This window comes from Streptomyces typhae, from assembly GCF_009755605.1.
GTDB classification, from domain to species: domain Bacteria; phylum Actinomycetota; class Actinomycetes; order Streptomycetales; family Streptomycetaceae; genus Streptomyces; species Streptomyces typhae.
The window spans coordinates 206,391-230,907 of sequence record NZ_WPNZ01000006.1; the positions used below are offsets into that span (position 1 = coordinate 206,391).

14 protein-coding genes and 1 pseudogene are annotated in these 24,517 nt (G+C 74.1%); 6 read left to right on the plus strand and 9 right to left on the minus strand.

What is annotated here, in order from left to right; translation table 11 throughout:
- Positions 1–238: 238 nt before the first annotated feature.
- Positions 239–2,143, minus strand: a complete 1,905-nt coding sequence (locus GPA10_RS13140) for a protein-arginine deiminase domain-containing protein (RefSeq protein ID WP_157165812.1) — start codon at positions 2,141–2,143, stop codon at positions 239–241.
- A gap of 333 nt (positions 2,144–2,476) precedes the next feature.
- On the opposite strand from GPA10_RS13140, the gene GPA10_RS13145 reads away from it, so the two are divergent.
- Positions 2,477–3,055, plus strand: coding sequence for a phosphoesterase (locus GPA10_RS13145; protein WP_343040757.1), 579 nt, complete (start codon positions 2,477–2,479; stop codon positions 3,053–3,055).
- Positions 3,052–4,617: an alkaline phosphatase D family protein gene (locus GPA10_RS13150; protein WP_058847737.1), complete on the plus strand. Its 1,566-nt coding sequence runs from the start codon at positions 3,052–3,054 to the stop codon at positions 4,615–4,617. Before GPA10_RS13145 ends, GPA10_RS13150 begins: the two co-directional genes overlap by 4 nt.
- A 72-nt stretch (positions 4,618–4,689) precedes the next feature.
- Here GPA10_RS13150 and GPA10_RS13155 read toward each other — a convergent pair whose 3' ends face one another.
- The gene (locus tag GPA10_RS13155) at positions 4,690–5,358 is read right to left on the minus strand and encodes a response regulator transcription factor (RefSeq protein WP_157165669.1); all 669 of its coding nucleotides are present in this window, start codon (positions 5,356–5,358) and stop codon (positions 4,690–4,692) included.
- A 326-nt stretch (positions 5,359–5,684) separates the two neighbouring features.
- Entirely contained in the window at positions 5,685–8,093 is a 2,409-nt protein-coding gene (locus tag GPA10_RS13160) for a histidine kinase (RefSeq protein ID WP_157165670.1), read from the minus strand.
- 192 nt (positions 8,094–8,285) lie between these two features.
- Between GPA10_RS13160 and GPA10_RS13165 the strand changes: the two genes are divergently transcribed.
- The gene (locus GPA10_RS13165) at positions 8,286–11,156 is read left to right on the plus strand and encodes a hypothetical protein (RefSeq protein ID WP_157165671.1); all 2,871 of its coding nucleotides are present in this window, start codon (positions 8,286–8,288) and stop codon (positions 11,154–11,156) included.
- A 114-nt stretch (positions 11,157–11,270) separates the two neighbouring features.
- Positions 11,271–11,957, plus strand: coding sequence for a S1 family peptidase (locus GPA10_RS13170; RefSeq protein ID WP_157165672.1), 687 nt, complete (start codon positions 11,271–11,273; stop codon positions 11,955–11,957).
- Between the two features lie 76 nt (positions 11,958–12,033).
- Here GPA10_RS13170 and GPA10_RS13175 read toward each other — a convergent pair whose 3' ends face one another.
- Positions 12,034–13,545 (minus strand): LVIVD repeat-containing protein, encoded by a 1,512-nt coding sequence (locus GPA10_RS13175; RefSeq protein WP_343040759.1) that lies wholly within the window; start codon positions 13,543–13,545, stop codon positions 12,034–12,036.
- A 194-nt stretch (positions 13,546–13,739) separates the two neighbouring features.
- Between GPA10_RS13175 and GPA10_RS13180 the strand changes: the two genes are divergently transcribed.
- Both GPA10_RS13180 and GPA10_RS13185 read left to right on the plus strand, forming a co-directional pair.
- Positions 13,740–14,462: a DUF305 domain-containing protein gene (locus tag GPA10_RS13180; RefSeq protein WP_343040760.1), complete on the plus strand. Its 723-nt coding sequence runs from the start codon at positions 13,740–13,742 to the stop codon at positions 14,460–14,462.
- A gap of 188 nt (positions 14,463–14,650) precedes the next feature.
- The gene (locus tag GPA10_RS13185; RefSeq protein WP_343040761.1) at positions 14,651–16,027 is read left to right on the plus strand and encodes an FAD-dependent oxidoreductase; all 1,377 of its coding nucleotides are present in this window, start codon (positions 14,651–14,653) and stop codon (positions 16,025–16,027) included.
- A gap of 33 nt (positions 16,028–16,060) precedes the next feature.
- On the opposite strand, the gene GPA10_RS13190 is transcribed toward GPA10_RS13185, so the two are convergent.
- From GPA10_RS13190 to GPA10_RS13205, 5 genes and pseudogenes are all read right to left on the minus strand, one after another.
- Positions 16,061–17,311 carry an MFS transporter gene (locus GPA10_RS13190; protein WP_157165674.1) on the minus strand — a complete coding sequence of 417 codons (1,251 nt, stop codon included), beginning with the start codon at positions 17,309–17,311 and terminating at the stop codon, positions 16,061–16,063.
- Positions 17,304–17,942, minus strand: coding sequence for a cytochrome P450 (locus GPA10_RS13195; RefSeq protein ID WP_246259061.1), 639 nt, complete (start codon positions 17,940–17,942; stop codon positions 17,304–17,306). The genes GPA10_RS13190 and GPA10_RS13195 overlap by 8 nt, the downstream gene beginning before the upstream one ends.
- Positions 17,939–18,214 carry a hypothetical protein gene (locus GPA10_RS42390; RefSeq protein ID WP_246259062.1) on the minus strand — a complete coding sequence of 92 codons (276 nt, stop codon included), beginning with the start codon at positions 18,212–18,214 and terminating at the stop codon, positions 17,939–17,941. Before GPA10_RS42390 ends, GPA10_RS13195 begins: the two co-directional genes overlap by 4 nt.
- A gap of 299 nt (positions 18,215–18,513) precedes the next feature.
- Positions 18,514–20,357 (minus strand): annotated as a pseudogene (locus GPA10_RS43670) (prolyl oligopeptidase family serine peptidase).
- 659 nt (positions 20,358–21,016) lie between these two features.
- Positions 21,017–24,265, minus strand: coding sequence for an amidohydrolase family protein (locus GPA10_RS13205; protein WP_425505738.1), 3,249 nt, complete (start codon positions 24,263–24,265; stop codon positions 21,017–21,019).
- Between the last annotated feature and the right edge of the window lie 252 nt (positions 24,266–24,517).

Sequence of the window (24,517 nt, forward strand, 5' to 3'; positions counted from 1 at the left end):
CCGCTCGTGCGGTCCGCCCGGTCCACTGTGGGCCGCCCGGCGGCGCCGGAGCCGGTTTCTCGGCTTGCGGCAGATTCGCCCAGGGCAGAGGCGGGGCGCGGGCCCGGAGCAGAGACGGGTCACGGGCGCGGAGCGGAGGCGGGGCGCAGGCCCGGAGCAGCGGCGGAGGCCGAGGCTCCGGGAAGAGGCGGGGCCGGTACCCGTCCTGGCGTACCGGTCCCGCCGACGAAGGCAGCGGCTACGCCGTGGGCCACCACGGCGCACGGGCGTCCCGCAGCGTGTTGGTACCGCAGTGCACCTCACCCATGCCGAGGTGGTACGTGTACCAGTCGTCGATGTAGGTCGTGGTGAACCCCGCCTTCGCGTACACGGAGTTCACCGCCTCGGTGAAGACGTCCCGGCCACCGATGACAGGACCCCACTGCTTGGGTGCCAGATAGCGGGTCGGGCTCAGCAGGACGCCGTTGACCGCGCCGGGCACATAGGCGCTGTTCGGCCGGACGGCGGCGGCGCCGCTCGCGGGTCCGTCCGCGGCGTCCCGGCCGCCGCGGGCCCGGTCGGCGTCGCGCAGCTGGCTGAACTCCTGAAGGACGTCCGGTCCCATGCGGCGCAGCTTGCGGCTGCCGCTGAGGTCCGCGCGCTCGTCGGAGTCCCGCGTGTACAGGCCGGGCACCCGCACTATCTCCGCGTCGGTGACGCCGGTCTCGCGCTTGAGGACGTCCAGGTTCGCCTTGATGCGTTCGGCCGCCACCTTGTTGTCGGCGTGGAACGAGGCCTTGGCGAGGACCTGGTCGATGGTCTCCTTGGGCGCGGGGATGTCGCTGCCGCGCGGGACGGAGAACATCTTCGTCCCGCCGTGCCCGTCCCTCTTGGCCTTGCGGAGGAGCTCCACGCCCGCGGCGGGGTCGGCGACGCCGACGCGCCAGCCGCGCTCGGTGTCGGCGGGCAGGAACTGGACGAACTCGTCCACGTGCCCGACCGACAGCCACGACGTGTCGAGCAGCAGCGGCGCCTGCACTCCCTGCGAGGACAGGAACGTACGCATCGACTTGGCGGGCTTGGAGCCCGAGTCGGCGCGGTAGCCCTGGATGACGCGGCCCGCCGGGTAGCTCCTGCCGTTCAGGGTGTACGGCGGGATGGTCTCCAGGTTGCCCATGGAGTTGAGCGTCCACTCCTCGTTCGCCGTCGGCTTGCCGACCTGCACCACACCCACGTCCGGGCCGCGCAGCTTCTCGAACAGCTCGCGGCCCGCCTCCCGGTCGGGCTGCGCGGAGCGGATCATGACCCGCATGGTGCGCGGCTTGCCGCCGGTGCCGGGCATGCTCGCGTAGGCGGGCTCGACGAAGTCCTGCGCCCACGGGTCGCCGTACTTCGTGAAGGTCGTCAGCGGCTTGCCGATGCCGGCGTCCTTCACCTGCCTGGCCAGCTCCTTGACGAACTTGCGCTGGTCGCGGCCGTAGGCACCGGCGCCCTTCACCTTGGTGACGAGGACTTCCTCGGCACGCTGGAGGTGGTGGTGGGTGAGGACGGGGGCGGTGCGCAGTACGACGTCGTCGGAGCGGGACGTGCCGCCGCCGGTGACCGTGAACCGGACCTTGATCTCGCCGTTCCACTTGCGCGCGTCGCGCACCACGTCCGTGGCCTCGACGCCCAGTTCGACACCGGCGCGCAGCTCGGAGGCGGAGAGCCGGTCGGTGGGCCGCAGCAGGGACCACCGCCCGTCGCGCCTGACGAACAGGTGGGCCTTCTTGGCGCCGGGGCCGATCGCCTTGACGGTGCCGTGGCTCGTGGCGGAGGTCTCCGTCAGCGGCACGGTCTTCAGGCGGGCCAGGTCGGCGGCGTCGCGCGCGCCGTTGACCTTGGTGTCGGACGCGTCGTTGCACCGGGCCAGCTTCGCGTCCGACAGGGGTCTGCCGCGGGCGTCCTTGACCGGACAGCGCTTCGCGTCGTCGTCGACGTTCGGCAGCACGATCGCGCCGCGCCGCGCCGTCCAGGTGTTCTCGCCCGCCGTGTCGCTGGCGCCCTCGACGTCGACGTGTCCGTCACGGTTCACGTCGGCGCGCAGGTCGGGCACTCGGGGCGCCGCCGGGGTGCTGGTGTCGGCCATGGCCGTGGCCCCCGTGGCGGCGAGCACCCCGGCCATGCCGGTCGCGAGCGCGGTGTTTCTCCATCTGTGCGTACGCACAGTTCCCCTCCTTGTCCCCGGCCCTCCGGTCAGGTGGTCAGTCAGTCGGCGAGGGCCGTTGACCATAAGGAGGCACGGGGGACCGGGGAGGTTGTCAGGGCGTCGGGATTTGTCCAGGATCACAGGCCGCGTACGGGACGGCAGGCGTACGGGACAACTCGGCCGGGCCCCAGCGCCGTGACGGGAGCGGACGCGGGTGCGGACGTAGCAGAATTCGCCGGAATGCTTCTCCTGGTTCACACGCGGCTGGTGGGCTGACCGCGCTCAACCCAACGATCACAGGAGGCGTGCGTGAATCTGGTCGTCAACGGCGACGCGGAGAGCGGGGCGGGCGGCACCGCCGACCCCGTCACGGAGGTCCGCGGCTGGCAGGTCGCCCAGGGCGCCCCGGCGCTCATCGCCTACAGCCTGGGCGGCGGCTACCCGACGCCCTCGGACCCCGGCCCGGCCCGGCGCGGCAGCCGCTTCTTCTCGGGCGGCAACAGCGCGCGCACCGCCCTGGTCCAGGACGTCTCCCTGCCGAGGACCGGCCGGACCGGGCGCCGGGCCGTCGACGCGGGGCGGGTGCGCTACACCCTGTCCGCCTGGCTCGGGGGCTACGCCGGGCAGGAGGACGGCGCCAGGTTCTCCGTGGAGTTCCGCGACGCCGAGGGCACACCGGTCGCTCTCAGCGTCCTCGGCCCGGTCGGCGCCGGGGACCGGGAGGGCCGCACGGGCCTCGTGGAGCGCACCGCCGAGGCCGCGGTGCCGCCCACCGCCCGCTCGGCGCGGCTCCTCCTCGTCTTCACGCGCAGCGGCGGCGGCACCTCCAACGACGGCTACGCGGACGCCCTCTCCCTCACCCTCAGCGCCGACGGAGGCCACCGATGACCGTCAACCGCCGTGATCTGCTGAAGGCCGCCGCGGCCGCCGGCGCGCTGAACCTCGCCTGGCCGCTGGCCGCGGGCCTCACCCCGGCGCAGGCCCGTGAGGCCGCCGAGCGCCTCGGCGCCGAGTACGATCCGGCGCCGTTCACGCTCGGGGTGGCCTCCGGTGATCCGCAGCCGCACTCGGTGCTCCTGTGGACCAGACTCGCGCCGGAACCCCTCGCCGCCGAGCAGAGACTCCCCGAAGTCGTGGAAGTCGACTGGGTGGTGGCCAGGGACTCCCGGCTGCGGCACGTCGTCGCCCGCGGCACCGCGCCCGCGTCGGCGACGCTCGGCCACAGCGTGCACGTACCGGTGAGCGGTCTCGCGCCCGGACGTCACTACTGGTACGCGTTCAAGGCGCTCGGCAGGACAAGCCGCGTCGGCCGTACGAGGACCGCGCCGCGCGGCCGGGTCTCCAAGGTCACCTTCGCCGCCGCCAACTGCCAGGCCTTCCACGACGGCTTCTACGCGGCGCACCGGGGCATCGCCCGCGAGAACGTGGACTTCGTCATCCACCTCGGCGACTACATCTACGAGCACGGCCAGGTCGGCGGCGTACCGGAGAAGCACGTACGCGACCACGACGGGCCGGAGATCCTCACCCTCGCCGACTACCGCAAGCGGCACGCCCTGTACAAGGGCGACAAGTCGCTGCGCGAGGCGCACGCCGCCCATCCGTGGTTCCTGACCTGGGACGACCACGAGGTCGTGAACGACTACAGCGGCACCGGGGGCGGCGCCCCCTTCATGCGCCGCCGCGCGGCCGCCTACCAGGCGTGGTTCGAGCACATGCCGCACCGCGACTCCTTCGGCGGCATGGCCCTGCCCGACCCCGAGATCCACCGCGTGCGCCGCTGGGGCGACCTGCTCGAACTGAGCATCCTCGATCTGCGCTCGTACCGCTCCGCGCAGAACCTGCCCGACGGCACGATCCTCGGCGCCGAGCAGAAGGCCTGGCTCAAGCGCACCGTCGACCGCGCCCCGGACTCCTGGCACGTGTGGGCCAACTCGATCATGCTGAGCCAGCTGCGGGGCAGGCCGGGCGGCTCGTACATGTTCACCGACCAGTGGGACGGCTTCCTCGCCGAGCGCAAGGAGGTCCTCGGGCACGTCCACCAGAGCGGCCTCGAGGACCTGGTCGTCATCACCGGCGACTGGCACTCGGCGTTCGTCGACGACATCCGCACCGACTTCGACCAGCCCGGATCGCCGCTGATCGGCACGGAGTTCACCGCCCACTCGGTGACCTCCGGCGCCTACTCCCCCGAGTGGAACGCCGCCAACGGCCCCCTCATGGGCAAGGCCAACCCGCACCTGAAGTACTTCGAGGGCAACCGGTACGGCTACGACGTGTACGAGGTGACGCCCCGGCGCTTCACCACCCACATGCGCGTCGTCGGCGACCGCCGCGACCCGCGGTCCCCCGTGACCACGCTGACGAAGTTCCACGTGGACCGCGGCAAGGCCGGCTCGTACGAGGACGAGGGGACCAAGGGGTCGGCCGCGCAGTACCGCAGGGACTGACGCCCGGCTCCGGTCCCGGCCGGGTCCCTGCCGCCCCGGCCGGGACCCGCCCGGCTGCTCCCGGCCCGCCCCTCACCGGTGTTCTCCCGGTCGCGCGATCCCCACCTCGTACGCGAAGATGATCGCCTGGGCGCGGTCCCGCAGGGACAACTTGGCGAGCAGGGCGTTCATGTGGGACTTGACCGTGGCGCGGCCGATGCCCAGGGTCGCGGCGATCTCGGTGTTGCTGAGGCCGCGTGCGACCTCGCGCAGGACGTCACGCTCGCGGCCGGTCAGGGCGTCGAGGCGGCCGTCGGGGCGGGCCCGCGGGGCGACGGCGCCGGTGGCGAAGGCGTCGATGAGGCGCCGGGTGACCTCGGCGGCGAGGAGCGCCTCGCCCGCGGCCACCGTACGGATGGCGTCGACCAGTTCCTGCGGGTCGCAGTCCTTGAGCAGGAATCCGGAGGCGCCGCCGCGCAGCGCGCTGAACACGTACTCGTCGCGGCGGTACGTGGTGAGGACCAGGACGCGGACGGGCGGGTCCGCCGCCGTCAGCAGGCGCGTCGCCGTGAGGCCGTCCATGCCGGGCATGCGGATGTCCATGAGGACCACGTCCGGGCGGCTCGCGCGCGCCAGTTCGACGGCTTCGCCGCCGTCCGCCGCCTGGCCCGCCACGGTCAGGTCCGGCTCGTCCTCGATGACCGCCGCGAAACCGGCGCGGACCACGGCCTGGTCGTCCACGACGAGCACCCGTGTGGTCATGCGCCCGCCCCGTTCATGCGTCCGCCTCGTTCATACGTCCGCCCCATTCATGCGCCCGTGCCCTCCCCGTCCTGAGTCCGTCCCACCTCTGCCATGCGTCCGCTCCGCCTCCGTCATGTGTCCGCCCAGCCCCCGTCATGCGTCCGTCCGTCCCCGTCTGGATTCCCGCCCCCGTCATACGTCCGTCCCGCCCCCGTCCAGAGACCCGCCCCGCCATACGTCCGCTCCGCCCCCCGTCATGTGTCCGTCTCCGGGGATGCGCCGCGCTCCGTGCACGTGCCCGGTCTCCAGGGCTGCGCCGCGCTCCTCTCATGCGTCCTGCTCTTTCACGCGTCCGCCCCTCTCAGAGGGGAGGCGCTGGTCACGTGTCCGGGCGAGGTGATCGGCGCCGCCTCCCCCGGGTCCTCCAGGGCGTCCAGGAGCTCCCGCAGCCCCGCGAGCGCCGCGCGTGCCGCGTCCGTGGTCGCGGCGAGGGCCTTCCCCGGGTCGGCGGACGGGGCGAGGCCCGCCTCCGCGCGGCGTACCAGTGTCACCGTGCGGGCGACGACCGTCGCGTGCAGGCCCGTCGCGACGCGCCGCCGCTCGCCCGTCACGGCCTCGCCGACCCGCGCGGCGACGGCGTCGAGCAGCCGCCGCTCCCAGGGGCCGCCCTCGCCGCGCCGGGCACGGGCGAGCAGGCCGAGGGCCCACACGGGCAGCAGCCAGGGCACCGCGGCGAGTCCGAGGGCGGCGAGCAGCACCGTCGCGCCGGGGCCCGCCGACTCCGCGGGGTCGCCCGCCACCGCGAACCCCACCGCCAGGCCGCCCGCCAGGCCGACCGCCACCGGCGCGGGCCACGTCACGCGGGCCGGCCCGTACGCCCCGACCGCGTACAGGGCGATCAACTCCGCGGTCCACGCGAAGGCGAGCGGACCCAGCCAGTCGAAGTCGAGCAGCCCCACGGAGCAGGCGGCCGACCAGCCGAGCGTCGTCACGAGCAGCGCGGCCAGGACGGCGGCGGGCGCGCGCCGACGGAGGAGGAGCGGTGCCGCGTGGAACAGCAACAGAGCGGTGAGCAGCGCGAGATGACGGGGCGTCGGGTCCGGGAACAGGGCGTGCGGCACGGCGGTGGACAGCAGCAGGGGCACCGCCACGCAGAGCGCGAACACCGCCGCGTCCGCGAGCCTGGCCCGGGTCCGCGGGCCCGGTCCGGGAACCGGCAGGGACGCCTCGACGGCCCAGCCCCCGTCGCCCGTCGGCCCCGCGGCCAGCCGTCCGCCCACCTGGTCGGCCCGCTCCCGCATTCCCGCGAGCCCCCGGCCCGTGCCCAAGGGCGCGCCCGGGACCGCCGCCCCGGCCTCCCCCGGCGGTCGCCCGTTGACCACAGTGATCCGCAACTCCCCTTCCCCGTAGGGATCGTGGCGCAGGCGCACCGCGACGGGTGCGCCGGCCGCGTACCGCATCGCGTTCGTCAGGGACTCCTGCACGATGCGGTACGCGGCCACTGAGGTCTCGCCCGGCAGTGCGCGGGGGCGGCCCTCGGTGGTGAGGGTGACGGGGAAGCCGAGGCGTTCCAGGCCGGCACACAGGTGCGGGACGGATGTGTCGGGCGGGGTCCTGGAGGTTTCGTCACCCGCGACGGACGAGGCGGAGGTGACGGACGTGACGGACGTGACGGACGCGGTGGAAGCGGCGGACACGGTGGAAGCGGCAGACGCGGCAGACGCGGCAGACGCGGCAGACGCGGCAGACGCGGCAGACACACCCAACGAGGCAGACGTGACAGGCGCAGCCGACGTGACGGACACGACGGACACCACGCGGCCCAGAGCCGTGAGGACGCCCCGGCCGGTCGCCGCGGCGGCGGCCAGGGCGGGGGCGGCCAGTTCGGGCCGGGTGGCGGCCAGGCGGTGGGCGGCGGCACTCTGCACCGCGACGCCGGTCAGATGGTGGCCCACGGCGTCGTGCAGATCGCGGGCGAGACGTTCGCGCTCGGCGGCGACAGCGGCAGCGCGTTCGCGCTCAACCGCGGCGAGGCGGCCGAGGAGCCGGGCGCGGCGGGCGGTGCGGTGGTGGCGCAGGCGTCCGCCGAGCACGATCGCCAGGTGCAGCAGGGCGCCCGCGAGGAGGTCGTCGGGCAGCGGCCCCGGCGCCGGGTCGTCGATGCCGGGCAGCGGGACGCCGCGCAGCGGCAGGACGGCGGTGGCGAGGACGGCGGCGCCGAGCGCGCGGCGCGCGGCGTCGTGCGAGGCCAGGGAGTACAGGGCGATCCACAGCGCGCAGGCAGGCGCGGGCGTCACCACGGTCTGCGGCAGCAGCGCCTCCGTGACGCCGTCGGCGGCGAGGGCGACGGCGAACACCGGCCCCGGCGCCCTGCGGCGCCCCGTCAGGACGACCGCGACCACGGCCACCGCAAGGACGCCGAGCAGCGCCTGCCATCCGGCCGCGCCACCCACCTCGCTGGCGCCGCCCGCGCCAGTCGCAGAGCCCGCACCACTTGCGCCGCCCGCACCACTCGCATCGCCGGCGCCGCCCCCGTCGCCCGCCCCCGGAGCTCCGGGCTCCCAAGGCGCCCCCGTGAACGTGAACACGGGCGTCCCGTCCGTGAACGCCCCCGAGAGGAACACGACGAGGAACTGTCCCGCCAACAGCACCGCGGGCACCACCGCGTCGGCGCCGCCAAGGCCCCCACGCGTCGATGCGCCCGTCGGCGCGCCCGCCGCGCCCGGCCCCGCGCGCACCGCTCCCCGTCCCACGCCCCGACCCTACCGGCGGCGTCGTCCAACCGGCGGTCCTCCCCTCCCGACGGCGTTCCCCACCGGCGGCGTTCGTTCCGGCACCGGCGGCGCCCTCCACCCTCAGGTGGAGGCGCGATGGACCCCGTGGCCGGGGACAAGGCCCTGCCCGCGCAGGACGTGCCCGGGTCCTGGCCACGGTGTGCTGGACCCATGAGCATCGACCGACGCACAGCCGTCGCGGGCGGCCTCGCCGCGGGGCTCGCCCTGACGGCCACGGCCGCCACCGCGAGGACCGCGCCACCCGGCAACCGCCGCACCACCGGCGCACCCCCGCAGGGCGACACCTCCGCGACCACCCCGCACGAGGACACTGCCGCGGCCACCTCGCGGAACGGCACCTCCGACATCACCGTGCAGGGCGAGCAGACCGCCCGCACCACGATTCCCACGGCCCGCGACCCGCGGGCGAGAGGCGGCAGGCTCCTCGCTCTCGCCACCGCGAAACCGCCGCCCCCGCACGGCGGCTGGTACGCCACGTACACCGTGGACGTCCCGGCGGCGGGACCGTATCTGCTGCGGGCGGTCGCCACGGTGCCGGTGGAGCAGCCGCACGTCGAGGAGACCGGCTCGTACGTCAGGATCACCGTCAACGACGGCCCCGCGCGGCCCGTCTCCCGCTCCCAGCCGTACTGGTACGAGTCCCCGAAGGCCTGGGGCGACCTGTCGCGCGTCACCCTCGGCGACGTCGAACTGCGCCGGGGCGCCAACACGCTCACGTTCACCGTGGACGGGCCCACCGTCCTGGACGAGCGCACCGGATACCGCTTCCTCCTCGACGAGTTCACGCTCACACCCGTCCCCGTGGCGCTCACGTCCGTGCGGCTCGCGGGGCCGCCCGGCAACCTCGGGCACTACCGGGGCGACGACCGGGCGGCGCTGCGCCTCGGGCTGAACGCGGCGGCGCCGCGGGCCCTGACGGTGACGTACCGCGTCCACGACTACTTCGCCCGGGAGGTGGCGTCGGGGGCCGTGCGCGTCCCGGCCGGCGCCCGGGGCGCGGACGCCCCGCTGCCGGTCCTCGCGCCCGGCAACCACCGGGTGGTCGCCGCCCTGAGCCCGGGGCCCGACGACCGGGTCGTCGGGCACTTCGCGCACCTGCCCGCGCGCCGGGCCGTCCGCGGCGCCGCCAACCGCTTCGGTGTGAACGTCGCCACCCACGCCCTGGTGCCGCCGCCCCTGCTGCCCGCACTCGCGGCGGCGACCGCCGCCATGGGCGTGGGCCACGTACGCGACGGCAGTGCCTGGCCCGCCGCCCAGCGCCGCCCCAGCGGCCCGTTCGACAGCCATCTGCACGAAGCGGTCGTCGACGTCTTCCACGAGCACGGCCTCAAGGTCCTCGAAGTCGTCTCGGCGCCGCCCGCCTGGGCGATGACACCGACATCGGTGCCGCTTCCCGCCGATCTGCGGGACGCGTACCGCTACGCCCGGCACCTGGCGGGGCGGGGCAGACGGGTCACGGCGGACGCGCTCCAGCTGTCCAACGAGCCCGACGTGGACACCACCGCGAGCACCGGCGACCAGCACGCCGCGTACGTCAAGGCGGCGGCGCTCGGCATCGCGGACGAACCGGGCGGGCCGCCGGTGGTGCTTCCCGGGATCGCGCAGGAGGGCGTGTTCCAGGAGCTGATGCTGCAGAACGACGTGGCGCGGTACGCGGACGTGTGGAGCTTCCACGGCTATCCGCCGCTCGACGACACCGACCCCGAGTTCCCGTCGTCGGCGGACGACCAGCGGGAGCTGCGGGAGCGGTTCGGGGCGGCGACTCCGCTGTGGATGACGGAGTCGGGCACGTTCCTGCCTGCCGGGCACGGCACGGACCTCTCCCCAGCGATGCAGCGCACGCAGGCCCGCTATCTCGTCCTGTCGACGGTGGAGAGCCTCGCGGCGGGCACGGACCGGCAGTTCTGGTTCTGCGGGCCGCCGTGCACCGACGAGGGCGTGTCGTTCGCGCTGTTCAGCCGTGACTTCCAGCCGCTGCCCGCGTTCAGCGCGTACGCGGCCCTGACCGGGCTCCTCGGTGAGGCGAACCATGCCGGGTCGCTGCCGGAACTGCTGCCGCGCGCTGCGGGGTTCGTGTTCGGCGACGGCGCCGGGCGGACGGTGACGGTCGTGTGCGCGCCGAAGCCGCGGGACGTCGACGTGCCGGTGCCGGACGGGACGACGCGGGTGTACGACATCATGGGTGCGGCACGCGGCACCCCGCCCCGCTCGGCGCGCGGCACGGTCCGGGTCGCCGCGTCCCGGGACCCGCTGTACCTCGTCACCGACGCGCCGCCGCCGCGAGGCCCCCGGCCCGCGGCACACGACGCTCCGGTGCGGCGCCGTCCGTTCTCGGCCGCGGAGCACATCGTCCTCAGCCAGCGCTGGGCAGCGGCGAACGCCGCGCCCGGCAAGGCGGACGGGGACGCCGAACCCCCGCTCGGCCAGCGGCTCGGGGCCGCCACGCGCATGACGCTCGACGTCTACAACTTCAACGGCGGCCCGGAGAGCGTGACGGTCACCGCGCGGGCCTTCGGCGGCTGGTCGGTGACGCCGCGGCGGGCGCGGGTGCGGGTTCCCGCGCGGGGCCGGGTGGGCGTGGAGTTCACCGTCACCGCCGGGGACGCGGTCCGTCCGGGCGTCGATCTGCCGCTCGTCTTCGACGCCCTGCTCGGCGCCGAGCCCGTACCGCCGTCCGTCTCCCGCGTCCAGCGCCGCCCCCGTCCGGGCGGCCGTCCCGGCAGGCAGCCCGCTCTCGCCCCGGTGATCGACCGGGTGCTGCCCGCCGCGGGCGCCGCGGCCAGTGGCCCGGAGGTGCGGATCTCGGCGCGTGTCAGGGACGCGGTGTCCGGTGTGCGCGCGGAACGGATCACCGTCGAGGTGGACGGGGCGCGGATCCCGCACCGCTTCGATCCGGCCACCGGGCGGCTGACGGCGACGGCGCGGCTGCGGTCCGGGGGGCACACGGTTCTGATACGGGCGTTCAACCACGCGCACGCACCGGCGGCGCGCACGGTGACCTTCGGCGTCAAGGGCACCTGATGTAACGGTAGTTGCGGGGGCGGCGCGCCGCGGGGAGGGCTGGGCCACAATGTCGAGCGGCCCCGCCTCCCCCATCCTTCCCTCTCTCTTCCCTCTCTTCCTTCAGGACGCGTCATGAGGCTTCGTACGATCCTGCTCCAGACCCTCACCACCGCGCTGGCCGCGCTCACCCTCGCGGCCGCCCCGGCTGCGGGCGCCGCCCCCGCGGACCGGGCGGAACAGGGTCTCCTGCGCGGCGGCGACCGGCTCTTCGCCCCCGGCAACGCCCGCTGTTCGGTGGCCTTCAACGCGACCGACGGCAGCCGCTTCTACGGCCTCCTGCCCGGTCACTGCGGCGGTCGCGGAACCCGGTGGTTCGCCGACCCGGGCCTGACCGTGCCCGTCGGCGAGACCGAGGTGTCCCGGTTCCCCGGCAGCGACTACGCGCTCGTCCGCTACACCAATCCGGACTACTCCTACCCGAGCGAGGTCTCCGCGGGCGGGCAGAGCCACCGGATCGACCGGGCGGCACAGCCCACGGTCGGGCAGCGGGTGTGTCAGGTGGGCAGCGCGTCGGGCCACCGCTGCGGCACCGTGCAGGCGGTGAACGTCTCCGTCACCCACCCCGAGGGCGTCGTGCACGGTCTGTTCCGCTCGACCCTGTGCCTGGAGCCGGGCGACGCGGGCGCTCCGGCCTTCGGCGGCAACGCGGCGCTCGGCATCGCCGTCGGCGGCAGCGGCAACTGCCGGAACGGCGGCACGACCTATCACCAGCCGGTGGCGCCGGTCCTCGCCGCACACGGGCTGCGGGTCGGTTACTGACGCCGACGGCGGACGGCCATGGGGCCGCCCGGCTGCTGCCGGACGGCCCCGAGGGAGCAAGAACCCCCAGTGTCGGTCAGTGGTGCCCGCCGAAGTACTCCGGCTGCGTCTGGACGTTGAGCTCACGCAGCCGGACCCGCTCCGCGGGCTTGGTGCGCTTGTCGTTGAGCTTCAGCACGTCGAAGCCCTTGACCATGTCGTTCGAGTAGATGTGTCCGTTGTAGTAGTACGCCGACCAGGAGCCGCCGCCGACGAGCTTGTCGGCGGAGATCGGACCGCGCTCGAAGTACGCGATCTCCCTGGGCCTGGCGGAGTCGGTGAAGTCCCAGACGGAGACGCCGCCCTGGTACCAGGCCTGGACCATGAGGTCCTTGCCCTTGACGGGGATCAGCGAGCCGTTGTGGGCCACGCAGTTCTCGGTGTCCGCCTGGTGGCGCGGGATCTTGTAGTAGCTCTTGAAGACCAGCTTGGACTTGGTGCCCTTGCCCCTGATCTCGTAGATGCCGTCGGCGCCGCGGTTCGGGCCGATCTCGGCGTTGCAGGTGGCACCCCCGCCACCGCCGAGCTCGTCGGTGAACACGACCTTGTCGGCACGCTGGTTGAAGGTCGCCGAGTGCCAGAACGCGAAGTTCACGTTGTCCTGCACACGGTCGACGACCTTCGGGTTCTCGGGGTCCTTGATGGAGAACAGGATGCCGTCACCCATGCAGGCGCCCGCCGCGAGGTCCTTGGAGGGCAGCACGGTGATGTCGTGGCAGCCGGTGGTCTTGGAGACACCCGGGTTGGTGGGCCCGCCCGGGTTGCCGCCGCCGTCCGGGCCCTCGCCCGGGAACAGGACCGGGAAGCCGACGACCGCGGCCTTGTGCGGGGCCTCGCGCGGCACCTTGATGACGGAGATCCCGTCGTGCGGCGGCCGGCAGTCGGGGAACGCGGAGTTCGGCGCGTACGAGGAGACGTACACGTACACGTCGCGGCGCTCGGGGACCAGCGTGTGGGTGTGCGAGCCGCAGGCGGTCTCGACGGCGGCGACGTAGCGCGGGTTCCTCTTGTCGCTGATGTCGAAGACCTTCATGCCCTCCCAGGAGGACTTCTCCGTGGCGGGCTGGGTGGTGCTGGAGCAGGAGCTGTCGCTGCGCGAGGAGTCCGTCGACAGGAACAGCAGGTCGCCGGAGACCGAGACGTCGTTCTGCGATCCGGGGCACAGCACCTGCGAGACCGTCCTCGGCTTCTTCGGGTTGCTGATGTCGAAGATGCGGAAGCCGTCGTAGTTGCCCGCGAAGGCGTACTTGCCCTGGAAGGCGAGGTCCGAGTTGGTGTCGGACAGCGCGTCCTTGGGGATGTTGGCCAGGTGTTGGATGTTGTCGGAGTGGACGATCTCGTCCGGCGCGGGGATCCTGCCGTCGGCTATGGACTTCCTGGTCTCGGCCGCGTCGCTCTTGGAGACCTTCTTGGGGGCCTTGGGGGCGTCGCCCGGGTCCGGGGTCGCCGCGGCGGGCGCCGCCGTGAGCAGCGCGGCGAGCAGCCCGGCCGCGGCCGCCGCGACTCCCCACCGTCTGCGCCGTGTTCGGGGTTCGTTCAACAGGGTCACTGTGTCCTCCCTAGTGCCGTTCAAGGACGAACGGTGCACGGACACCCGCAGTATCGTGCCTTTCATGTACAGATCAACAGATCGGAAACAGGGTCGTATGGAACATGACTGATGACTGATGCCCGCCGCGTACGCACCGTGCGCACCTTGCACCAGACCGGACTCAACCGCCCCACGCGTCACAGGAGGTCACCGTGTCCCACCGCCGCATTCCCGCAAGCCGTACGTCCGTCCGCCGCGCCGGGGCCGTGACGGTGTCCCTCGCGGTCGCCGTCCTCACGCTGGGCGCCTGCGACTCGGGGTCGAGCTCCGGTGCGGGCTCCGGCTCCGGCGGCGAGGCCGGGTCGGCACCCTCGGCGGGGCCTTCGGTGATCGTGCCGGGGAAACCGGGCGAGACGGCGGCCACGCTGTCCGCGAAGGACGCACAGCAGCAGAGAACCGACGACGGCAGCCCCAACTCGGCCGATTTCGAGTACGTCGAGAAGATGATCCCGCACCACGGCCAAGCCCTGGAGATGACGGCCCTCGTACCCGCGCGCGCGAAGTCCACGAAGGTGAAACGCCTCGCGGACCGCATCACCGCCGCGCAGAAACCGGAGGTCGGCGCGATGGAGCGCTGGCTGAAGGCCCAGGGGAAGAAGGGCGAGCGAAGGGCCGGGAACGAGGGACACGGGCAGCACGACCACGCGGGCATGCCGGGCATGGCCACACCGGCCCAGCTGAAGCAGTTGCGGGCGGCCCGCGGCGAGGCCTTCGACGAGCTCTTCCTGAAACTGATGATCACCCACCACGGCGGGGCGGTGACGATGGCGTCCGACGCCCTCTCCGAGGGCAACAACGTCCTGGTCGAGGAGATGGCCAACGACGTCGTGGCGCAGCAGACGAGCGAGATCGACCGGATGCGCGCGATGGGCTGACCGCGGCCGGGGCCGCCCGCCCGGCGCGGACCGCGGCCCCCGCGCCCGCCAACACGCGCTGCGGCACGCCTCCCCCTGGACGCACAGTGGTGCGATGCTGACTTTCAGGCAGGCATCACCACACCTTCAGGCACCCCCCGGGGGATCTCGCGGAATCCCCGGGGACACCTCGCGGAAGGAGTGCCACCGTGCAGGTCGCCGTCGTGGGTTCGGGCCCGAGCGGGGTCTACACCGCACAGAGCCTTCTCCAGCAGGACGCCGTGCCGGGGCTGCGGGTCGATGTGCTCGACCGGCTGCCGTGCCCCTACGGCCTGGTGCGGTACGGCGTCGCCCCGGACCACGAGAAGATCAAATCCCTCCAGAACAATCTGCGCGCGGTCCTTGAGCACGAGCGCGTCCGGTTCTTCGGCGGGGTCGAGATCGGCCCCCGTGCCCTGTCGCCGGGGCGGCTGCTCGGCATGTACCACGCGGTGGTGTACTGCGTGGGCGCCGCGACCGACCGGCGCCTCGGGGTGCCCGGCGAGGATCTGCCGGGGAGCTGGTCCGCCACCGAGTTCGTGTCCTGGTACAGCGCCCACCCCGATGTCCCCGTCCACGGCGCGGGGCCGCCCGACCGGTTCGTGCGCGGGGTGGAGTCGGCGGTGGTCATCGGCGTCGGGAACGTCGCGGTGGACGTCGCCCGGATGCTGGCCCGCGGTGCCGCCGAACTCCTGCCGACCGACATTCCGCACGAGGCGCTCGACGTGCTCGCCCGCAGCCGGGTGCGGGAGGTGCACATGGTGGGCCGGCGCGGCCCCTCGCAGGCGCGGTTCACCACCAAGGAACTGCGGGAGCTGGGCTCGCTCCCGGACACCGAGATCCTGGTCGACCCGGCCGAGCTCGCCCTCGACCCCGCCTACCTCGACCCCTCGGGCCTGCCCGCGGCCGGGCGCCGCAACGTGGAGGTCCTGCGCGGCTGGGCGGGCAGGCCCGAGCGCGGCCTCGCGCGGCGCATCCGGCTGCGGTTCTTCCTGCGGCCGGTGGCCGTGCTCGACGCGGTGGGCCGGGCGGGCGGGGTGCGCTTCGAGCGGACGCTGCCCGCCGGATCGGGCTCGGTGACCGGCTCCGGGACGTACGAGGACATCCGCGGCCAGCTCGTCCTCAGGTCCGTCGGCTACCGCGGGGTGCCCCTGGACGGGCTGCCCTTCGACGGCGGCACGGGCACGGTGCCGCACGCGGCGGGCCGGGTCCTTCGCGAGGGCGCCGTCTCGCCCGGCGAGTACGTGGCGGGCTGGATCAAGCGCGGCCCGACCGGCGTCATCGGCACCAACCGTCCCTGTGCCAAGGAGACGGCCCTGTCCTTGCTCGCCGACGCCCCCGCCCTCGCCCTGCGGGACGTGCCCGGCGATCCGCTCACCGCGCTGCGGGCCGCCGGAACGCAGCCGGTCGAGTGGCCGGGGTGGCTGGCGATCGAACGGGCCGAGGCGGATCTCGGGCGGTCCCTCGGGCGCGGCCCGGTGAAGATCCCGGACTGGCCGGGGCTCCTGTCGGCGGCGCGGGGCGGGGCGTACGGCACGGCGGAGTGACGGACCGGCGGGTGAGGACGTGGAGGAACTCCCTCACATCGCCCGCAACTCCCCCCGTGTCAGGGCGTATCCGAAGGCGCCGAGCATGGAGAGCCCGGTGGCGACGAAGACGACCCGGCTCCCGCAGGCGTCGACCACGGCGCCCACCGCGACCACCGACAGCGGGAAGACAGCGAGGCCGCAGAAGGTGAGCGCTGCCATGACCCGGGCGAGCAGCGCGGGCGGGGTGTTCTGCTGGAGCCCGGTGATGATCAGGACGTTGAGAACCGTACTGGCGCCCCCCGCGACGCACAGCATCAGCACCGCGCCCCACAGCCCGGTGAACGGCACCAGGCCGACGGCCACCCCCATGAGCATGCCGCAGAGCACGGCCGGGCGACCGCGGGAGCGCGGGTCGCCGAGGCCCGCGGAGACCAGCCCGCCCAGCAACGCGCCGCCGGTGAACGCGGCGAGCAGGCCGCCGAGGCCGACTGCGCCGGTGCCGAGGTCGTGCGTGGCGAGGGACGGCAGCGCCACCCGTGTCATGCCGCCCATGGTGAGGTTCGCGGCCAAGGTGACCATGAGCACGATACGCAGCAGCCGGGACTCGCGGAGGAGCCCGGTGAGGTTCCGCGGGACGCGGGCGCGTTCGGCGACGTCCTTCGCCGGGACGACGCAGGGCCCTCGGCCGATCATCAGCAGGGCGACCGCCGAGGCGGCGAAGGTCAGTGCGTCGACGGTGAACGCCACGGCCGGACTCAGCCAGGCGACCGTGAGGCCGGCCACACCCGGGCCGATCAGGCCTGCGGCGAAGTTGACCGTCTGGTTGAGGGAGTTGCCCGCGTGCAGCTCCTCCTGGGGCAGGAGGCTCGGTGTGACGGCCCAGGCGGCGGGCAGGAACAGACCCGCGCCCACGCCGACCAGACCGGTGAGGACACCGATCAGGTGGAAGCTCTCGATCCGGCAGGCGGCCACCACGGCCAGGGCCCCGGTGGCGAGGAGGCGGCCGATGTCGGCGGCCAGCATCACCCGCCAGGCGCCGAAGCGGTCGGCGAGCACCCCGCCGAGGGGGGTGGCAGCGAGCCGGCACGCCCCGTACGAGGCGACCACCAGGCCGAGTACACGGGCGTCGCCCGCGTGCGAGTGGACAAGCAGCGGGAGCGCGACGATCTGGAAGGCGTTGCCGAACTCCGAGGTCCCCTGCCCGACGATCAGCAGCCGGTAGCCGCGGAAGCGCAGCGGGAGCAGGCTGATCCGGAGCCGGCAGCGGCCCCGCGGCCGGGAGGTCCTGGTGTGGTCAGCCATGCACCGACACCGGCAGCGACTCCAGGCCCCGCAGCATGATGGTGTTCCGCCAGGGCAGGGTCTTCTCGTCGGCGGCCGGCTCGATGTGCGGGAAGCGGTCGAGCAGTCCGCAGAGGGCGACCTCGCTCTCCAGCTTGCCGAGGAACGCGCCCAGGCACCGGTGCGGTCCCTGGCCGAACGCCAGATGGCCGGGGTCGTTCCGCTCCAGGATCAGCCGGTCGGGCTCGGGGAAGCGGTCCGGGTCGCGGTTGGCCGCGCCGAGGGACACCAGAACCAGCTCGTCCGCCGGGATCTCCACGCCGTCGACGGTCACCGGCTCCTTGGTGAACCGCAAGGTGGCCATGCTCACCGGTGACTCGTAGCGCAGGAACTCGTCCACGGCCATGGGCATCGCCTCCGGGTGGGCGCGCAGCCAGGCGAGCTGGTCGGGGTGGTGCAGCAGGGCGAGAGTCGCGGTGCCGAGCAGGTTGACGGTGGTCTCGTGTCCGCCGATCAGGAGCAGGAAGACCATGGAGAAGACCTCCTGCCCGGTGAGCTCCCTCCGGTCGCAGGCGCGCACCAGTTCGGTGAGGATGTCGTCCTTCGGTGCGGCCCTGCGGGCCGCCATCAGCTCCCGCAGATAGTCGTTCATCTCCGTCGTCGCCTCCTCGAAGGAGGTGTCGCCGCCGTGGGTGAGGATCGCCGTCGACCACGCGCGGTGGGAGTGCCGGTCCTCCGGGGGGAAGCCGAATCGCCCGCCCCTTGGAAGTACGACTTCTCGGAGAAGTAGGTGTAGGCGTCCAGGCCGAACCCGGCCCGCTCCGCCGCCCAGTCGGCGAAGTCCAGGTTGGCGTAGCGCACCTCGACGTCATGGCCGCGCTCGGCGGCGGCGGTGTGCAGGATGCCGAGCGCGAGTGACGGCATGTCGAGCGCCCCCCCACGGCATTTGCACCAGAACGATACGCATGAGTGGTCACTTCCGTTGTGGGGCTGCCGAACAGCGGCGGGCGTCCGGGGGTGGCCCGCCTTCCGGTGCCCGGTACTGCTCCGGGACACACGCCAAGCCCCGGAGCAGCAGGGCTCACTTCTCCTCGGCGGCCTTCGGCCGAGCCTGGGACGGCTTGACCGGGCGGCCTTCGTGATGTTGATCGTGAACGCGGTGACCACCGCGCCACGGTCGCGCTCCGGGGTGCTGATCGGGTCGTTCTGAACGCTGCGTCGCCTCATCGTTCCTCACCTCCTTCCCGGGACTCGTCGGGCACCCGGCCGTGGGACACGGCCGGGCGGTCGGGAGGGGGAGCCGGCTGCCAAGCGCTCTCGAGGAACCGGAGCATGGTGGTGAGCACCAGTGCGTGGTCCGCGCTGCGGCGGCCCCGGTGGCCGCCGTCGACCCAGACCACCTCGTGTCGCACCGCCAGGCTCCGGAGTTCCCCGGCGTACCGCTCCACCTGTTCCGGAGGGCAGCGGTCGTCGGTGGGCGACGCGACGAGCAGCACCGGGGCCCGTACCCGTGCCACGTACGTCAGCGGGCAGGCGGCGCGGTACCGCTCGGGGACCTCGTCCGGGCCGCCGCCGAAGAGCTCCCGGTCGACGGCGCGCAGGGCGGGGGTCGTCGCGTGGTGGGCCGCCACGTAGTCGGCGATCGGATGGGCCGCCATGCCCAGCGACCACAGCTCCGGCTGTGCGCCGAGGCGAGCAGAGCCAGATAGCCGCCCCAGGAGAAACCGCACAGGCCGGTGCGGTCCGCGTCCGCCACACCCTCGACGACGAGCGCGGCGCGCACCGCGGCCAGGTCCTCGATCTGTGCCAGGCCGACCCGGTTGCCCCAGTCGTGCTGCCAGCGTGCCCCGTAGCCGGTGGAGCCCCGGTAGTTGGTGCGGACCACCGCGCAGCCGGCACGGATGAGCAGGTCGATCCGCGGGTCGTGACTGTCGCGGTCGTGGGCCGCGGGGCCGCCGTGCACCAGGAACAGCGTGGGCCACGGGCCGGTGCCGGGGGGTGTGGTGACGAAGCTGTGGATGCGCCCGTACCGCCTGGGTGTCCACCACTCGGTGCGGCGCGGGCCGTTCGGAGGGGTGACTGCCGGTCCCGCCGCCGTGCCGGACGCGCCGGGCCTGAGGAGCAGGGTGCGAGGCGGCACCGACTCGCTGCTCCATACGCAGTGCAGGGTGCCGTCCGGCGCAGGCGACAGGTCGTGGAAGCTGCCGCCGGGCACGGGGACGTCCGTGACCCGGGCGCGGCCGGGCTCCGCCACGACGAGGCGGCTGCGCCCGGCGTGCTCGTGCTGGATGAGGACGCCCCGGCCGGTGCCGTGCCAGCGGGCGGAGATCTCCGAGCCGAACGACAAGCCGGCCAGGGGGCGGGGGCGAGGGTCCCTGGCGGGGCGCCAGGTCGCCACGGTGTACTCGTCGGCGCGTTCGACCACCAGGAGGAGCTCGGGCTCGCCGTAGGGGTCCGGCTGGAACTCCATGGGCCAGAGCCTCTCCTTCGGCCCGCCGGGCAGCCGGAGGGCTCCGGCACCCGCGGACGGCCACAGGACGACCGCGTCGGCTCCGCCGGGCTCCCCGGCCAGGGCGAGCAGCCGGCCGTCCGGGGTCATGTCGACCAAGCTCAGGAAACCGGGGGCGCGGCCCACCAGGCGCCCCGGGCCGCCCGGTGCTCCCACGTAGCATCGCGACGTGCCCCGGACGCCCACGCCGATCGCCGCCAGCGAGCCGGTGCGGTCGAAGGCGACCCCGTAGGCGCGGCCGCGTGGCACACCCCTGAGCGCCGAGGGCGCCGGTCCCGCGGTGAACGGCTGCCGGCGCCAGAGGCCCTCGCCCGTCCCGTCGGTGTCGAACCACCAGATGTGGCTGCCGTCCGGCTCGATCTCGCTCATGTCCACGCCGTCGGGCCGGGTCGTCAGGACCCGCCGCCGGTCCGCGACCATGTCCCAGGCGACCACCTGCAGCCGGCCGTCGACACGCTGCGTCTCGACCGCGCGGCCGGGGTGCAGCGTGGCGAAACCGGGCGCCTGGACAGCGTTCGACACAAACTCTTCCCCCGTCGGCGCACCGGAATTCATCATTTACCATTCACCGGGTGTGGCGATGGCCGCGAGTCGGCCGAGGGCTTATGCCGCCGCGCCATAAATGCCGCTTGCCATGCCACATCGCCGCACGAGATGCGACCGTTCCGCTCGCGCCTCTGCTCTCATCAAAAATAGACCAGGCGCTATTTTATGGCGGCACATCGACCAACAGAATGCTTGACGAACGATTGGCCAAAAGGACGGGGACACCCGTAATACCCTGCCCTCGTTCCGCTCGGGCAGCGGGTCGCCGATACCGGCCTCCCCCAGGACCGGCCCGACGCTGGCAGGCGTCACCGACGGCCGTGGCCTGCGGAGATCCCCGCACAGTTCCATATCCGAAAAGAGAGGGACTGATTCTGCCACCGCGTGGCTGAATCCTGACGCTGTCGAGAACCTTTCCCGAAGGGGTGATGGTGACTCTGGGCGGCGCGGTGTGGTGGTTGGCGCTATTCGGGCGGGGGTGGAGGTCCGGTGCGGATGGTGGGGCCGATGGGTGTCGCATTGCTATTACTGTTCGGGGAAGAAGGCTTGAGAGGCTGCGGAGTTTCACTCAGGCTGGTCGTCGCCACATTGGCCACGCAACCCCAGCCGCTGCGTCTGGCCCGGCGCCCGGCCCGCACCGGGCCCACACCCCCGGCCCGAACCCCCGGGCGCTACACCCCGGGATCACAGCACCCGTCCCGCCGCATCAGCCTCCCCACCTCCAGCCAGTCGCCGCCCCCGCGCTCGTGCCTCGGTGGGGCCGGGAACGCCGACACGAGGTCGGCGGTGTCGTAGGGGACGCCGCCGCGCAGCACCGACACCGTGCGGACCAGGGTGGCGAAGTCGGTGAACGGGTCGCCGTCCACCACCGTGAGGTCGGCGATCCTGCCGGGCTGCACGGTGCCCAGGTCGTCCGCGAGGCCGAAGAGGCGTGCGGGCAGCACGGTCGCGGTGCGCAGCGCCTCGACCGGGGAGAGACCGCCGCGGTGCAGGGCGCGCAGGCCGAGGTGCAGGGACAGGCCGACCGGCACCAGGGGCTGGTCCGTGCCGAGTGCGACGAGGCCGCCCGCGGCGAGGATGCGCCGGTAGACGTCGGTCTCCCGGCGCAGCGTGGCCAGTTGGTCCGGGGTCGGGGGCTCGCCCGCCCCCTTGCGCACCTGGGCGGCGTCCCACGGCGGCATCACGGCCGTGACCCGGGGGTCGTCGGCGAGTGCCGGGTCGGCTCCCAGGAGCGGCGAGGACGTGAACGGCGTGGCGATCATCGCGAAGCGTGCGCCCCGCGCGCTGTAGATCTCCAGGACGTCTTCGTAGGAACGCCCGGACGCGGTCGTGGCGTGTCCGAACTCGGCGCGCTGCGTTGCCTGCAGATGGGTCGTCAGGTCTTGCCCCGTCTGGATGCCGGGGGACAGGAAGTGGCTGCCCGCGCGCACACCGAGGCGTTCGTGGGCGAACCGGGCCGCTTCCTCCATCACCCATCCGGGCGCCCGCACATACGTCTTGACGAAGTCCCAGTCGAGCCGCTCGGCCCGCTCCAGGGAGCGGCGCAGACCCGCGCGGGTGCGGTGCGCGCGGCCCATGCTGTACGCGACGCGGCTGCCGTCGAGGAGCTCGCCGGTGCTCAGCAGGCGGGGCCCGGCGAGCTGCCCGGTGGCGACGGCCTCCCGGATGCGGGCCTGCTCGTAGGCGAAGCCGCCGAGGGAGACGGCTGTGGTGATCCCGTACGTGAGCTGGCCCGCGGTCTGGCGGCCGCCGTAGGTGCTCTGCCAGGGGTGGGTGTGGGTGTCCCACAGCCCCGGCAGGACCGTGCGGCCGGAGGCGTCGATGTGCCGGCGGCCGCCCCTGCGGGCGGCGCGGTGGGGTTCGACGGCGGCGACGCGGCCGCCGCGCACGACGATGTCGACGTCCTCCCTGACGGTGTCCCCGGTGCCGTCCCACAGCCGTCCCGCGTGCACGACCGTGTCGGCGGGCGCGGGCCTGCGCTGGTCGAGGGGGATGCGCACGGTGCGGGCGGAGCCGCCGTCGACGCCGATGAGGCGCAGCCGGGCACCCGACAGGTACAGGAGCGTCCGGGAGTCGCCCGACCAGGAGGGGTGGTCGGCCGGTTCCGTGGTGAGGGTGCGCAGGTCTCCGCGCGGGGAGCCGTCGGGCGCGACGGGCAGCACGCACAGCGCCGACTCGACGACCACGGCCATCCAGCGGCCGTCCGGCGACCAGACGGGTCCGGAGTCGTAGCGGTCGGCGACGGAGGTGTGCGGTGCGACGGCGTGCAGCCGGGCGGCGCCGGTGGTGGCGTCGACGACGCGGATGAGGTTGTAGCCCTCGCGGAAGCGCAGGTTCAGTCGGTTGCGGTCGCACAGCGCGATGCGGGTGCCGTCGGGCGACCAGCTCGGCCGTCCGGGCAGCCCGCCGCCGCCCATCGGGTCGGCGAGGACGCGTTCGGTGCCCGCGGCGAGGTCCCGTACGACGAGCCGTCCCGTCATGTCCAGACAGGCGAGCCGTTCGCCGTCGGGCGAGACGGCCGGGTGCACGCGGCCGCCCGTCGCGAGCGCGGTCTCCTTGCCGGTGGCGATGTCGCGGCGGTAGACGCCGAGCAGCCCGTCCCGGTCGTCGGCGTACACCAGGGAACGGCCGTCGCGGGCCCAGCTCGGCCCGAGGAGGTAGCCGGTGGGCTGCGCGCCGCGCAGTCGCCGCGGGGCCCCGCCGCCGGACGTGTCGGCGAGCCACAGCGTGTTGAGGGCGGCGAAGGCGACCCGGCTGCCGTCCGGGGACAGGGCGGGCAGGTGGATACCGCGGACCGGCCGCACCCGGCCCTCCGCGAGGCCGAGGTCGTACTCCTTGACCCGGTAGCGGGGCCGGTCGACGGTCAGCACGCCGGTGAAGGGCAGCTCGGTGCGCCGGCCGGGGTCGTCGGGGCGTACGAGGGTGAAGCGGCCGTCGACCGTGAGCAGCAGCTCGCCGTCCTTCGTCCAGCGCGGCGGCACCGGCGCGACGTCCCCCGCGACGTCGACGCGTCTGCCGTCGACGACGAGCGTGCAGGACGCCGTCGGCGCGGGGGTGGTCCGCAGATAGGCGACGCGGCGGCCGTCGGGGGCCGGGGCGGGCGTCATGACCTGGGCCTTCTCGGTCTCAGTGTGCTCCACCGCGACCGGGCCCGCGCCGTCGGCGGGGACGGCGGCGACGGTGCGGGCCTCCAGGGCCTGGCCGGTGGCCGTCGTGACCACCTTCGCCCGGACGAACAGGATCCGTCTGCCGTCCGGGGTGAAGGCCGGGTCGAAGTCCTCCCAGGGGCCGTCCTGCAGCGGCCCTTCCTGGCCGGGCAGTCCCGTCACCCGGGTCTGTTCGCCGGTGCGCAGGTCGAGGACGTGGATGCGGTAGGGGCTGCCCTGCACCGGGTCGCCGCCGCGTTCGGAGGCGTAGGCGAGGCGGGTGCCGTCGGGCGACCAGGCGGGGCCGCGGTCGTCCCAGGGGCCTTCGGTGCGCTGCCGTACGTCGGAGCCGTCCGGGCGCATGGTCCAGATGTGGAAGCCGCCGCCCTTGTAGGCGCAGAACGCGACGAGACGGCCGTCGGGCGCGTACACCGGCCGGTTGGGTTCCAGGCCCGGCTCCGTGAGCGGCTTCGCCGTGCCGCCCTTGCGCCCCGTGGACCACAGGACGTGCTGCACCTCGGCGATCAGGCGGTCACCGGCGGGCGAGAGGGTCGCCGAGCCGTTGGTCGCCGCAGTGAAGGACAGCGGCACCGCCGCGGGTTCCCGCGCCGCGGCGGCGGCCGGTGCGGCCGTCGCCGTCACCGCGCCGGCCGCACCGGCGGCGCCCGCGGCACCCGCAGCGCCCGCGGCGACGAGGAGCTGACGGCGCGACAGCCGCGGCAGGAGGGCGGACGACTCCAACGGCGCGGAGGGCGCGGACGGCCCGGCGGGCACGGGCGGCCCGGCGGGCGGTGCGGCAGGCACGGGCGGTGCGGCAGAAGCAGACCGTGCGTCGGGCGGAGATGCTACGCCGGGCACAGACCGTACGTCAGGCACAGACCGTACGGCGGGCACGGACGGCGCAGCAGGCGCGGACGACACGGCGAGCCCGGCGGGCCCGGCGGGCGCGGTAGGCGCGGTAGGCGCGGCAGGCACGGACGACACAGGCGGTGTGGACGGCGCAGGCGGTGTGGACGGCGTGGAGGG